Annotated in this window: 12 protein-coding genes; 8 read left to right on the forward strand and 4 right to left on the reverse strand. The window is 39.4% G+C overall.

What is annotated here, in order from left to right; genetic code table 11:
- Nucleotides 1–20: 20 nt before the first annotated feature.
- From DMP02_RS00130 to recA, 3 genes are all read right to left on the reverse strand, one after another.
- Nucleotides 21–2,096 (reverse strand): M3 family metallopeptidase, encoded by a 2,076-nt coding sequence (locus tag DMP02_RS00130; RefSeq protein WP_172593940.1) that lies wholly within the window; start codon nucleotides 2,094–2,096, stop codon nucleotides 21–23.
- 82 nt (nucleotides 2,097–2,178) lie between these two features.
- Complete coding sequence (locus tag DMP02_RS00135; RefSeq protein WP_126322101.1) at nucleotides 2,179–2,658, reverse strand: regulatory protein RecX; 480 nt, start codon at nucleotides 2,656–2,658, stop codon at nucleotides 2,179–2,181.
- 124 nt (nucleotides 2,659–2,782) lie between these two features.
- Nucleotides 2,783–3,823 carry a recombinase RecA gene (gene recA, locus DMP02_RS00140; protein WP_126322102.1) on the reverse strand — a complete coding sequence of 347 codons (1,041 nt, stop codon included), beginning with the start codon at nucleotides 3,821–3,823 and terminating at the stop codon, nucleotides 2,783–2,785.
- A gap of 92 nt (nucleotides 3,824–3,915) precedes the next feature.
- Here recA and hldE point away from each other — a divergent pair, with 92 nt between their 5' ends.
- From hldE to DMP02_RS00155, 3 genes are all read left to right on the forward strand, one after another.
- Nucleotides 3,916–5,352: a bifunctional D-glycero-beta-D-manno-heptose-7-phosphate kinase/D-glycero-beta-D-manno-heptose 1-phosphate adenylyltransferase HldE gene (gene hldE, locus DMP02_RS00145; protein ID WP_126322103.1), complete on the forward strand. Its 1,437-nt coding sequence runs from the start codon at nucleotides 3,916–3,918 to the stop codon at nucleotides 5,350–5,352.
- Entirely contained in the window at nucleotides 5,349–6,302 is a 954-nt protein-coding gene (gene rfaD / locus DMP02_RS00150; protein WP_126322104.1) for an ADP-glyceromanno-heptose 6-epimerase, read from the forward strand. The genes hldE and rfaD overlap by 4 nt, the downstream gene beginning before the upstream one ends.
- Before the next feature lie 71 nt (nucleotides 6,303–6,373).
- Nucleotides 6,374–6,715, forward strand: coding sequence for a ComEA family DNA-binding protein (locus DMP02_RS00155; RefSeq protein WP_126322105.1), 342 nt, complete (start codon nucleotides 6,374–6,376; stop codon nucleotides 6,713–6,715).
- 59 nt (nucleotides 6,716–6,774) lie between these two features.
- Here DMP02_RS00155 and DMP02_RS00160 read toward each other — a convergent pair whose 3' ends face one another.
- Nucleotides 6,775–7,818, reverse strand: a complete 1,044-nt coding sequence (locus DMP02_RS00160; RefSeq protein WP_126322106.1) for a class I fructose-bisphosphate aldolase — start codon at nucleotides 7,816–7,818, stop codon at nucleotides 6,775–6,777.
- Nucleotides 7,819–8,126: 308 nt separating this feature from the next.
- On the opposite strand from DMP02_RS00160, the gene DMP02_RS00165 reads away from it, so the two are divergent.
- The 5 genes from DMP02_RS00165 (at nucleotide 8,127) to DMP02_RS00185 (ending at nucleotide 12,224) form a co-directional block, all read left to right on the forward strand.
- A complete protein-coding gene (locus tag DMP02_RS00165) occupies nucleotides 8,127–10,022 on the forward strand; it encodes a hypothetical protein (RefSeq protein ID WP_126322107.1) in 1,896 nt (631 codons plus the stop codon).
- Between the two features lie 177 nt (nucleotides 10,023–10,199).
- Nucleotides 10,200–10,589, forward strand: coding sequence for an ATP synthase subunit I (locus DMP02_RS00170; RefSeq protein ID WP_126322108.1), 390 nt, complete (start codon nucleotides 10,200–10,202; stop codon nucleotides 10,587–10,589).
- Complete coding sequence (gene atpB / locus DMP02_RS00175) at nucleotides 10,586–11,386, forward strand: F0F1 ATP synthase subunit A (RefSeq protein ID WP_126322109.1); 801 nt, start codon at nucleotides 10,586–10,588, stop codon at nucleotides 11,384–11,386. Before DMP02_RS00170 ends, atpB begins: the two co-directional genes overlap by 4 nt.
- Nucleotides 11,387–11,420: 34 nt before the next feature.
- A complete protein-coding gene (gene atpE / locus DMP02_RS00180; RefSeq protein ID WP_126323455.1) occupies nucleotides 11,421–11,723 on the forward strand; it encodes a F0F1 ATP synthase subunit C in 303 nt (100 codons plus the stop codon).
- Nucleotides 11,724–11,750: 27 nt separating this feature from the next.
- Complete coding sequence (locus DMP02_RS00185) at nucleotides 11,751–12,224, forward strand: F0F1 ATP synthase subunit B (RefSeq protein ID WP_126322110.1); 474 nt, start codon at nucleotides 11,751–11,753, stop codon at nucleotides 12,222–12,224.
- Nucleotides 12,225–12,280 lie beyond the last annotated feature (56 nt).

A 12,280-nucleotide genomic window follows, 5' to 3' on the forward strand; every position in this document is an offset into this window, starting at 1 on the left:
TTTTTATTTTTGATAAGGGGTTATTTAATATCTAAACTTTCCAGGAAAGGCTGAATTTTCGGTGCACGCCCACGGAATTTTTTAAATAATTCTACGGCATCGATTGCACCGCCCTGCTCTAAAATTGTTTCTAAAAACGCTTGTCCTGTTGCTTGATTAAAGATACCATCTTCTAAGAATTTATAAAATGCATCGCAAGATAAAACTTCTGCCCATAAATAACTATAATAGCCGGCTGCGTAACCACCCGCAAAAATATGTGAAAAGCCATGTTGAAATCGATTAAAAGGAATGACGGGAAAGGCATCAATTTGTTGGCGTATCCCATCCAGTAATATTTGAATTTGCGGATATCCTTTTTCAGGTTCAAACTCAGCATGTAAACGAAAATCAAATAAAGCCAGTTCTAACTGGCGCAGCAATTGTAATCCTGCTTGAAAATTTCTAGCAGCACGCATTTGTTGAATTAAATTATCAGAGAGTGGTTCACTGGTTTTATAATGACTACTAATCAAATCTAAAACAGGTTTTTCCCAGGCAAAATATTCTAAAAATTGACTCGGTAATTCCACTGCATCCCATGCGACGCCATTAATGCCAGAAACCCCTTCATAATCAATTAGTGTGAGCATGTGTTGTAAACCATGCCCAAACTCATGGAATAAGGTTAATACTTCTTCATGAGTTAATAAGGCAGTCTGTGTAGAATCAATGGGTGGTGAAAAATTACAGGTTAAAAAAGCAATGGGTGTTTGAATTTTTCCATCGCTTAGCCGGCGGCGCGATTGATAGTCATCCATCCAAGCCCCTTCACGTTTTTCAGGTCGAGCATAGATATCTAAGTAAAATTGACCACGCAATTGTTGTTGTGCGTCAGTAATGGCGAAAAAACGTACACTAGGATCCCAAACATCGACGTTTTTAATTTCTTGTACATGCATACCAAATAAACGATGTATGAGGCCAAAAAGTCCTGTTAAGACTTTTTCCACTGGGAAGTAGCAGCGTAAAGCATCTTCACTAATGCCAAAGTTTTTTTCTCGCAGTTTTTCTCGGTAATATAAGCTATCCCAAGGTTCTAAGGTATCTATTTTGTCGCAAACATAAGCAAATTCACATAAGGTTTTCCGTTCTGCTTTCGCTTTCGCACGAGTTGTCGCAAGAAGCTCTTCTAAAAAATGGATGACCTCTTCAGGATTTTTCGCCATTTTGTTTGAAGCAAGACTTTTTTGTGCATAATTAGCAAATCCAAGCAGTTGACTGAGCTCATGACGCAATTTAAGTATATCTAATAAAACAGGGCCATTATCATATTGAGCATCATTGAACTCAGAGGCGCGCGTAATATAAGCTTTGTATAAAGTTTCACGTAATGCGCGATTATCCGCATGGGTTAATACTGGGAAATACGAAGGATAGTCGAGCGTAAATAAGTAGCCGTCAAGGTCTTTGTCTTTCGCGGCTTTTTCAGCGCTAGCAATCACATAATCAGGAAGGCCTTGTAACTCAGCTTTATCAGTAATCAGTTTAGACCAATTTGCTGTGGCATCTAATAAATTTTCTTCAAATTGATTTGATAGTTGGGAAAGTTGCGCTTGAATATCGCGGTATCTTTTTTGTTCTTTTTCAGGAAGATCAACGCCGCTTAAGTGGAAGTCGCGTAATTCATTATGTAGACACTTTTCTTGTGCGTAATCGAAGTGATAGTTACTATTCGCCAAAGTTTTGATCGTTTGGTAAAGCGCTTTATTTTGACCTAGCTCCGTACTATAAGCGCTAAGCAGCGGCAGGCATTCATTATAGGCCTCGCGTAATTCAGGCGTTTGTTTAACTGCATGTAAATGACTAATGGGCGACCAAAAGCGTTGCAGACAATCATTTAGATCAGCAAGTTGCTCCATTAAGCTCCAATCCAGTGGGGTTATCTCAGTCAATAGACAAGGTAAATCTTCGCGATTTTTTTTTAATATTTTTTTTAAATCTGCAACGATCGTTTCGGGATTTAGCCGGCTAAATTGGGGTAAAGTGTCCGTTATATTCTGTGCATTTGAATTTTCGGCTGTGTTCCCGCTCAACTCCCCATCCTCATGTATCATATATACACTCCGGTGGCTTCGTTTTCGCGGCGCCTTGCCGAAAATCCCATTGCTGTGAGTATAGGTTTGCCATAATAATTAATTAAATTTTATTGGTTGCGATACATTTTTTTATTTGATCCAGTCTAAATCCACGGTATTGCAGATAGTGAATTTGACGATGTTTTTCCTTTAAGTTTTCAGGAGACGAAGAAAATTTTTTTTCTAGCATCTTTGCTATGCAGTCCAGCCAAACCGATTCATTTTGTTGAAGCTGAGCAATAATAGTGTCTTCGTTAACACCTTGTTGACGTAATTCCGCAATGATACGGACAGGGCCATAACCTTGCCGGATGCGATTAGCAATAAAAGCTTCGCAAAAACGTATGTCGTTTAGTAACCCTTCCTGGATTAATTGTTGTAATACAGTTTTAATGATCTCGGCCGAAATCCCTTTTTGTAATAATTTTTTTTGTAACGTTAGTTGCGTATATTCACGCCTACTTAAATAGTTCAATGCAATACTCTTCGCACTAGAATTTTTGGCGGTGTTCCCGCTCAACTCGCCATCCTCATGTATCATATATACACTCCGGTGGCTTCGTTTTCGCGGCGCCTTGCCAAAAATCCCATTGCTGTGAGTATATAGTGCACTTTTCTAATGCGTTCATTAATACAAACGGTATTATTATCCACCATTGTCCAGGTTAATCAGCTATTTCTGCTTCAACCTCAGCCGTTTCCGGTATCGTTGGTACAGGCTTATTGATTAAACGTTCGCGTAATTGAGTTTCTAAGCTTTTATATACTTCAGGACGATCTTTAAGGAACTGTTTTACGTTTTCTTTTCCTTGTCCTATTCGATCACCTTGGAAGCTATACCAAGCGCCCGCTTTATCGATTAATCCATTGGATGTACCTAAATCAATTATTTCTCCGAGCCTACAGATACCTTGGTTATAGAGAATTTCAAATTCCACTTGTCTGAAGGGCGGAGCTACTTTGTTTTTAACAACTTTAACCCGTGTTTCATTACCGATGATTTCGTCACCTTTTTTAATTGAGCCAGTACGGCGTATATCAAGACGTACAGATGCATAGAACTTAAGTGCATTACCGCCGGTGGTTGTTTCTGGATTACCAAACATAACACCGATTTTCATACGAATTTGGTTAATAAAAATAACCAGTGTATTGGAGCGTTTAATATTTCCAGCTAACTTACGTAACGCTTGTGACATTAAGCGCGCTTGTAAGCCCATGTGCGAGTCGCCCATCTCGCCTTCAATTTCAGCGCGTGGCGTTAGTGCAGCAACGGAATCGACAACAATAATATCGACGGCATTTGAGCGGACTAACATATCAACGATTTCTAAGGCTTGTTCGCCGGTATCAGGTTGCGAAACCAAAAGATCCTCTAGATCGACGCCAAGTTTACCTGCGTAAATAGGATCCAGTGCATGTTCGGCATCGACAAATGCGGCAATCCCGCCCTTTTTTTGGCATTCTGCAATGGTTTGTAAAGTGAGTGTTGTTTTACCAGAAGATTCAGGGCCATAGATTTCAATAATACGTCCGCGTGGTAATCCTCCAATGCCTAAAGCAATATCTAAACCTAATGAACCTGTTGATATGGCTTCAACAGGTACTTGAGTCGAATCTCCCAAACGCATCACGGCACCCTCACCATGCTGTTTCTTGATCTGACTTAATGCGATACTAAGGGCTTTTTTTCGGGCTTCAGTCATAGGGGTATACCTTTATGTCAAAAAAGTGGAGCAAAAATAGACTCTATGGCATTATCGCATAAACTAGGTAATAGTCTCTACAGTACATATTAATGAAAATTCAAGTCCCTTCATTTAATTCTATTCGTGCTTTAGTGGTCGGCGATGTCATGCTGGATCGTTATTGGTCAGGTACAACATCGCGAATTTCGCCAGAAGCACCGGTACCGATTGTTCATGTTCAATCTATCGAAGAGCGTCCTGGTGGAGCGGGTAATGTTGCTTTAAATATGGCCGCTTTAGGTGCACAGGTAGATTTAATTAGTTTTTGTGGTGAGGATCAGGCGGGCGATAGTTTAGAAAAAAAACTAAGCGACGCGGGCGTTGATTGTTATTTATGTCGCATGCCTGAATTACCAACAGCATCAAAGTTACGTGTGTTGAGTTTGCATCAGCAGTTGATACGGATCGATTTTGAAGAGCCCAACTATCAGCTTGACTACGCACGATTAAAAAAACTATTTGAGCAACGGCTTGTACATGCCGATGTGGTTATTTTATCAGATTATGCAAAAGGCTGTTTGGCGCATGTGCAAGATTTAATCCAATGCGCGCGTGTAGCTAATAAACCAGTTTTTGTTGATCCTAAGCGCAATGATTTTGAACCCTATCGAGGCGCTACGGCAATAACTCCCAATCGGCTAGAGTTTGAAGCGGTCGTAGGGTCTTGTAAAGGCGAAGAAGCTTTATTGCAAAAAGGTTTAAAGCTTTTAAAGAGTCACGATTTTCAAGCTTTGTTAGTGACGCGTGGCGAAGAAGGGATGACCTTAATTCGGAAAGAGCAACCAGAAATATATTTACCAGCATTTGCTAAGCAAGTCTACGATGTGACCGGTGCAGGCGATACAGTCATTGCTTGTTTTGCTTTAAGTTATGCGGCTACGCAAAAAGATTTAGTGCAAGCAGCACAGTTGGCGAACATCGCGGCAAGCATTGTGGTTGGGAAATTGGGTGCAGCGACGGTTAGCCCCGCAGAATTAAGACGTGCGACTCAAATGCAGCAATTCTCTTTCCATCGAGGTGTTTTGTCAGAGGCGGAGCTTAAGGTCATTGTTGAGGATGCAAAGGCACACGGCGAGCAAATTGTGATGACCGGTGGATGTTTTGATATTTTACATGCAGGTCATGTGGCTTATTTAGAGCAAGCAAAACGTTTAGGCGATCGTTTGATTGTTGCTGTCAATGATGATGCTTCAGTATCACACTTAAAAGGATCGGGACGTCCGGTTAATAACTTAGAAAAACGTATGGCGGTACTTGCGGGATTAAGTGCAGTGGATTGGGTAGTACCTTTTAGTGAGGCAACGCCCGAGCGACTCATTAAATCAATTTTGCCGGATATTTTGGCTAAAGGGGGCGATTATCAACTTAAAGATCTTCCTGAAGCAAAAATAGTAAAAGCTTATGGGGGTCAAGTTAAATTGATCGATATGGTAGAAGGCTGTTCTACTAGCCGTATTATTTCAGCAATTAAAGAAGGTGGCGCATGATTATTGTGACGGGGGGCGCTGGTTTTATTGGTAGTAATTTGGTTAAGCAGTTAAATGTTAATTATCCGGGAATGCCTATTGTTATTGTGGATGATCTTACGCAGGGTATTAAGTTTAAAAACATCAATGATTGCATGGTTGCAGATTATCTAGATCAGCAAAATTTTCTAGAAAAAATAAAACAGAATAAATATTTTCCTAAGTTAAAGGCTATTTTTCATCAAGGTGCTTGTTCTACCACCACTGAATGGAATGGGAAGTACATGATGGAAAATAACTTTGAATATTCAAAAGTATTATTACATTATTGTTTATCTTGGAAGATTCCCTTTATTTATGCTTCAAGTGCCTCTGTTTATGGCATGGGTCATATTTTTAAAGAAGAATTGCAATATGAAAAACCAATTAACGTTTATGCCTATTCTAAATATTTATTTGATCAGTACGTGCGAAATATTTTGCCAGAGGCAAAAAGCCAAATAGCAGGCTTACGTTATTTTAATGTGTATGGGCCGCGTGAAAACCATAAAGGAAATATGGCCAGCGTCGTGTTACATGCAGATCAGCAGCTAAGAGAAACGGGTATTATTAATTTATTTCAAGGAAATGAGGGTTATGACGATGGCGAACAACAACGTGATTTTATCTATGTCGACGATGCGGTGGACATTAATTTATGGTTTTTAAAGTCTAAAAAAAGCGGGATTTATAATGCAGGAACAGGACATAGTGAAAGCTTTAATGCGCTGGCCCAGGCAGTAATTGATTTTCATGGGCGGGGGGAGATTCGCTATATTCCTTTTCCAGTATCCTTGCAGGGATGTTACCAAAGTTTTACGCAAGCTGATCTTTCTAAATTAAAAGCGATAGGGTATGCCGGATCTTTTAAATCGCTTGCTGAGGGCGTAAAAGCGTATCTTTCAACTATTCATAAAAGTATTACCATTTAATTCATTGTTTCATTTTTTGTTTATCTCTAAACTAAAACTTCTAGTCAAAAAATTTATAAAAAGGAGTTTTTATGGGTATTTATCCTTCTTTGCTAACTACTTTATTAGTTTCAGTATTAGGAACACCTGCTTTGGCAAGTCAATCTATTGATACACATGTTCATTCTTTGGCACAACAATCAACTGCGAGTTTATTGGCTCGAAATCATAAAGAGGTTACGGCAAGTGTTAATATTAATACGGCAGATACTAAAACATTGCTTGAATTAAAAGGCGTTGGTTTGAAGCGAGCACAAACTATTATTTCTGATAGAGAACGAAATGGTCCTTTTAAGTCCGTGGATGATTTAATGCGAGTTAAAGGGATTGGTAAAAAAACAGTTGATCAAAATCATAATAAAATAACTGTTTAAATAGCGTTTGATAAATTAGAAGCAGTGGTAAAATGAATCACTGCTTCTAATTTAATTATTTAAACAAAGGCAAGCTCGGCTTCTTTATCTTCAGCTTCCATCGTAGTTTGATAGAGTCCTTTACAAGCAGCCGCATTTAATTTGGCACGTTTATAAAATGCCCGTTGCGCCGCTTTAACATTATGCGCCTTTCCGTTCCAAGTTTTTAGGGCAGGTTCTTGTAAAGCGCGACCATAAGAAAAACTTAAAAGCCAAGGTTGTTTGGCGGTTTTTAATTTATTCATGGCATTTAGATGCGCTGTTGCCTGCTCGGGTGTTTGGCCCCCAGAAAGAAAGTTAATGCTAGGTACATCTGTAGGAACAGTGTGTTGTAGGACTTTTAGTGTTGCATGGGCAACTTCATTGATACTAGAAGGAGGCATGTGCTGATTTCCGGCAATAACCATACTGGGTTTCAGTATCATACATTTCAAAAGAATTTGATGTTTGTGTAGTTCTTCAAAGACGGCATGTAAGGTGGCTTCACTGGCTTCTGCGCAACGTGCAAGGCTATGGTTGCCATCTATTAATAATTCAGGTTCTACAATTGGAACAAAACCATTATCTTGGCAAATATAGGCATAGCGCGCGAGTGCTTGGGCATTTGCCACTATGGCTAAGGAAGAAGGAAGGGTATTGGAAATAGTGAATACCGCCCGCCATTTAGCGAAACAAGCGCCTAAATTTTTATATATCACGAGCCTTTCGGCTAAGCCATCTAGACCTTGTGTTATTTTTTCTTTTGTATTCAGTGGAATAAGTCCTTTATCGACTTTAATTCCAGGCAGGATGCCTTGTTCGTCTAATAGATCAGGAAAAAGAACGCCTTCTCGATTGCGTTGACCTAAGGTTTCTTCATGAAGAATGACGCCATTGATAAAGGCTTCAATTCCGGGGGTTGTAAAAAGCAATTCACGATAACTACGCCGGTTTTCTACGGTAGATTCTACGTGCAGACTAGCAAACCGTTTTCCAATAGTAGTTTGGCTTTCATCGGCAGCTAATATTCCTTTCCCTGATGCGGCAAGTTGTAAGATAATTCCTTCAAGTTCATGGACGGCCATAGTGATTGCTCCTTACATTTTTTGGCGTAGAGTATAGGACAATATAGAGATTTAAGCGGTACTTATATAAAAGACGACCTTATGTATAAGTCATTAAGTGTACCACTATATAGGACAATACCATCAATTTCTAGTGAACCTTATTAAGTCCGGGCTTTGCAAGGCAAAATGGATTATCTGGGATTAAATAGAAGTTTTAATTTTTCGTTAAGCTAAAGCGTATACAATTAAAGTGGATGAAAGGGATTTCCACTTATAAGTATTTTCTAGAGTAACGGGAAAACGAAAATAAAACATAAGGGGCATTTATGCAACTAAAAACTTTCTTAAAGCAACTGCTCGGTAAGATGGGAAAAGATTCACATGCTAAAAATCTCGTGGAAAAACTGTCTGTTATGGGCTTAAAAAAATATATGCTTTTTGAAGGGAACTTTAATAAGGATATTAAGCGGTTGTATTCCTTAGGTCGCTTTCCCTTCCAGCCATCTAGTTGGGAAGATCTCTCTGATGAAAAGTTAGATGAAGAATTATGGGGAAGGCTACATAATCTTCGTTGCTTTTTAGAAGCTTGGGAAGATAGCGGGTTAAGTAGAGATGATAAAAAAAAACGTCATGCGTTTAAATATAAAAAAGATTTAGCCAAACCAATTCGAAAAAAAATTCACGAAGCACTTAACATAGAAGTTATTAATTTAGTCGAAAAAGTCTTGAGCAAAGCAGTTTTAGCAGAAGAATTAAAGGAGGATACTAAAAACAGTGAAAATATTGTGGTGCTTAACAAGCAATTAACTGATATAAAAACTGATATAAAAAGAGCTAATGCGAAAGTAAGCGGAAACCAGTTAATAGAATTGACTTCTAAGTGTCTTGATACATTAAAAACAATTAATCCCGACTTAAAGGTACCTGAGGGTAAAGATATTGAGCAGCGCTTTAAAAAGGCAGCCAACGCGATTACTTCTTTTAAAACACTACAGCAGAAAATTTTAGCTTCGCTAAGTGTTTCTGTGGCGATTATTGCCGCATTAGCCTGTGGGTTTTTTACAGGAGGTGCTATTTACGCATTAATTGGGAGTGCTTTATTACCAGGTGTTGTTATACCGATAGTTGTGATTGTTGGCCTTATTGGTTTTGCAGTTAACGCGCGTTTTTTTTCAAAGTCGCTTCCAGAGTTTTTACTGAAGCTGTTCAACCCTAGTAGAATAACTGAGTTTATAAATGAAGAGGGTGATCTTAAACAATTCTCGAATCTTAAAAAATATGTCTATTTACCACTCGCTGCACTTTTTTCTGTGGCGGTAGGTATTTCTTTCGCTGCTTTTTCTTTGGTGCAGCTCTCTACTATGTTAGTGGCTTTACCGTTTTTAGCGGCAACCGGACCTTTACCGATAATTTTAGCTGTCGTATTAGCCATAACGATGACCATCGTTATGTTTAAGGCCTTTGTGGAAATAGCGCCAAATCTTTCTGCTTCTCGATTATGGCAATCGTTAAGGACAGCTTGGAAGGAAATGTCTTTCTTGAAATTCCTGTCTCATGGTATTACGCTTGCCGTTTGTGGTATAGGAGTATTTGGTTTATTCATGGCCTGTCATATGGGGGTTCCGACGTTAGGAACTATTTTTGGTGGCCCTGCTTCTATTTTTGTCTTTGTGACATCATTTGTAGGTCAATTGCCGTTTAATGTATTGACCGTCAGTACTTTTTGTAAAGTGATGGGCAACTTTTTTCTGGGTATTCCAGCGAACGTCAAAAGCTTGTTTCGCAAGGAGCCGACTCAATTAAGTGAAGCAGCAAAAAAGTCACCACTGCTTAACAAAATAGCGAGTGCCGGTCGCGATATAATTACTGGGGGAGCCATGCTTATTAATGGCGTAGCTAATGGGGCTACTTTGCTGTCAGGTACACCATTGACTTCTAAGTATATTGCGGCAGGTGCTGCTGGCGCGCTTAATTCCATTTCAGGTAACTTAGTCAGCAGCGATAGTGATACACAGGAAAGAAGCCAAGCGGATGAAATAGCTATTCAGAAGCTTAAAGGTTCTCTAGAAAGCCAAGAGAGTGAATCTGAAGCTTCTAAAGCTGATAACGCGCTCCGCGCTTGTTTAGCAGCCGAGCTACCATTCTTTGGTGGTTGCCACTTGCCAGTAGAGCAGCAGAGTATATCGTCGGAGCAGCAGTTAAGCGTAAAGATGGCGGCTTAAGTTTTAGGGGTAATAAGAGACCGCTTATTATCCCCTATCCTTCCATTTTCCCTATGGGTCGGCTTATTAAACACTAGATAGCCCAAATTCTCTTTTTATCTGTCATCTTCTTCTTTTATCATTGCATAAAAAGAGTGTGCTTATTATACTGTGCGGCAATTTGATGAGGGGGGGTGGATGGTCATTAGTAAAATTCAATGCCCTCTTAGCTTAATGCGGCAGATAGGGGTGGCAGGCCTCATAACAGGCAGCATCGCTTTTTTTGTAGCGGGGATTTTACACCGCTGGCAGTTTGGTAGCTCGTTTGTATTAGGCGTTTTCATTTGGGCAGTACCGAGTTGTTATTTTGCTAATAAGTTATTTCGTAATGTAGCTAAAGTTTCTTCAGTATCCTTATTAAGGATATTTTATAAAGCTGAAATAATAAAATTGTTGTTAAGTGGGTTTTTTTTTGTAATGATAATAAAGTTACTATCAGTTAACATAGCTGCGCTTGTCACAGGCTATTTTGCTTCCCAGCTGGTTTTTTGGGTACGCTTAATGATGAAAAACAAGGAAGGCATATGAGTACTCAGTCCTCTGCCGATTACGTTCAACATCACCTTGAACATTTGACTTTTAACCTGAAGACTTTCAGTTTTCACGGGCAAGGTTTTTGGAATTTAAATCTCGATACTTTTTTTTTATCCTTAGTATTGGGAATAGGATTTCTATTTTTATTTCGTTGGGTCGCCGTGTCGGCCCAAGCGGGTATTCCCGGAAAAATACAAAATTTCGTTGAAATTCTCATTGAATTTGTTGATAAAACGGTTAAAGAATCTTTTCAAGGAACGAGCCAATTAATTGCACCATTAGCATTAACGATTTTTGTTTGGGTGTTTTTAATGAATTTTATGGATTTAATCCCCGTTGATTTTTTACCGACAACGCTGTCATTGTTTGGCATCACACATTTCCGATCAGTACCTACAGCGGATCCCAATGCAACGTTTGGTATGTCAATTGCAGTCTTTTGTCTAATCATTTACTATAACCTAAAAATTAAGGGATTTAAGGGACTCGGTAAGGAAATGCTCATCACGCCATTTGGTCCGTATCTTTTTCCTATCAATATTATTTTCCGGTTATTAGAAGAATTTGTACGCCCTATTTCTTTATCATTACGGTTATTTGGAAATTTATTCGCGGGCGAATTAATTTTTATTCTAGTTGCTTTACTGCCGTGGTGGATACAGTGGACGTTTGGTGGCGTATGGTCAATTTTTCATATTTTGATCATTGTTATTCAGGCTTTTATCTTTATGATGTTGACGATCGTTTATTTAAGTATGGCGCATGAGTCTCATGCTGAAGAAGCACATTAATTGTTTATTAATATAAGAGAGGGTATAAAAAATGGTGGAAGTTGCACAAGTTGTTGCTAATGTCCAAGGGCTAACCGCTATCGCGGCAGCTTTATTAGTAGGGTTAGCGGCATTAGGGACTGCGATTGGTTTTGGTATTTTAGGTGGGAAGTTTTTAGAAGGTGTTGCCCGGCAGCCTGAATTAACGCCCATGTTGATGTTACGCATGTTTTTAATGGCAGGGTTAGTCGACGCATTTGCAGCGATTTCTATCGTAATGGGGCTTTACTTAATCTTTGCTAAAAATCCGTTTTTAGCCGAAGTCATGAAACTGGTAGCAAAGCCAGTAGCCGGTTAAACGAGAATAATTTGAGAGACTGTTGTTGTGGAAATTAATATTACATTAGTCGGCCAGTTAATTACATTTGCTGTTTTTGTCTGGTTTACCATGAAGTTTGTGTGGCCACCTCTCTTAAAGGCAATGAAAGAGCGCGAGCAACATATTGCTGAAGGTTTAGCAGCGGCGGAACGAGGTCAGCACGCTTTAGAATTGGCTCAGCAAAAAGTTGATGAGCAGATGCAGCAGGCTAAACAACAGGCGGCTGAAATTATTGAGCAAGCAAGTAGGCGTGCTAATCAAATGGCAGAAGAATCAAAACAACAGATACGTAAAGAAAATGAGCGCCTATTATCCATAGCGCAAGCTGATATTCAGCAAGAGTGGCAAACTGCTCAGGAAAAATTACGTGCAGAAGCCGCTAGTTTGGCGACAACAATGGTTGAAAAGATTTTAAAGCAAGCACTGGATAAACGCGAAGTTCAACAGGCTTTAGTTAAACAATCCTTGGAAGAGATTTAATGAGAGACGAGCTGGGCATACTCACAGCATGGGATTTTTGGCAAGACGCCGCAAAA

Origin of the sequence: Candidatus Rickettsiella viridis (genome assembly GCF_003966755.1) — a bacterium.
Taxonomy (GTDB): Bacteria; Pseudomonadota; Gammaproteobacteria; order Diplorickettsiales; family Diplorickettsiaceae; genus Rickettsiella_B; species Rickettsiella_B viridis.

What these genes read in the sequence shown, in the direction of transcription:
- DMP02_RS00170 (WP_126322108.1), top strand. Translation starts at nt 10,200, where the DNA reads ATGGTCATTAGTAAAATTCAATGCCCTCTTAGCTTAATGCGGCAGATA.
- DMP02_RS00130 (WP_172593940.1), bottom strand. Translation starts at nt 2,096, where the DNA reads ATGATACATGAGGATGGGGAGTTGAGCGGGAACACAGCCGAAAATTCA.
- DMP02_RS00160 (WP_126322106.1), bottom strand. Translation starts at nt 7,818, where the DNA reads ATGGCCGTCCATGAACTTGAAGGAATTATCTTACAACTTGCCGCATCA.
- DMP02_RS00165 (WP_126322107.1), top strand. Translation starts at nt 8,127, where the DNA reads ATGCAACTAAAAACTTTCTTAAAGCAACTGCTCGGTAAGATGGGAAAA.
- DMP02_RS00135 (WP_126322101.1), bottom strand. Translation starts at nt 2,658, where the DNA reads ATGATACATGAGGATGGCGAGTTGAGCGGGAACACCGCCAAAAATTCT.
- hldE (WP_126322103.1), top strand. Translation starts at nt 3,916, where the DNA reads ATGAAAATTCAAGTCCCTTCATTTAATTCTATTCGTGCTTTAGTGGTC.
- rfaD (WP_126322104.1), top strand. Translation starts at nt 5,349, where the DNA reads ATGATTATTGTGACGGGGGGCGCTGGTTTTATTGGTAGTAATTTGGTT.
- recA (WP_126322102.1), bottom strand. Translation starts at nt 3,823, where the DNA reads ATGACTGAAGCCCGAAAAAAAGCCCTTAGTATCGCATTAAGTCAGATC.
- DMP02_RS00155 (WP_126322105.1), top strand. Translation starts at nt 6,374, where the DNA reads ATGGGTATTTATCCTTCTTTGCTAACTACTTTATTAGTTTCAGTATTA.
- atpB (WP_126322109.1), top strand. Translation starts at nt 10,586, where the DNA reads ATGAGTACTCAGTCCTCTGCCGATTACGTTCAACATCACCTTGAACAT.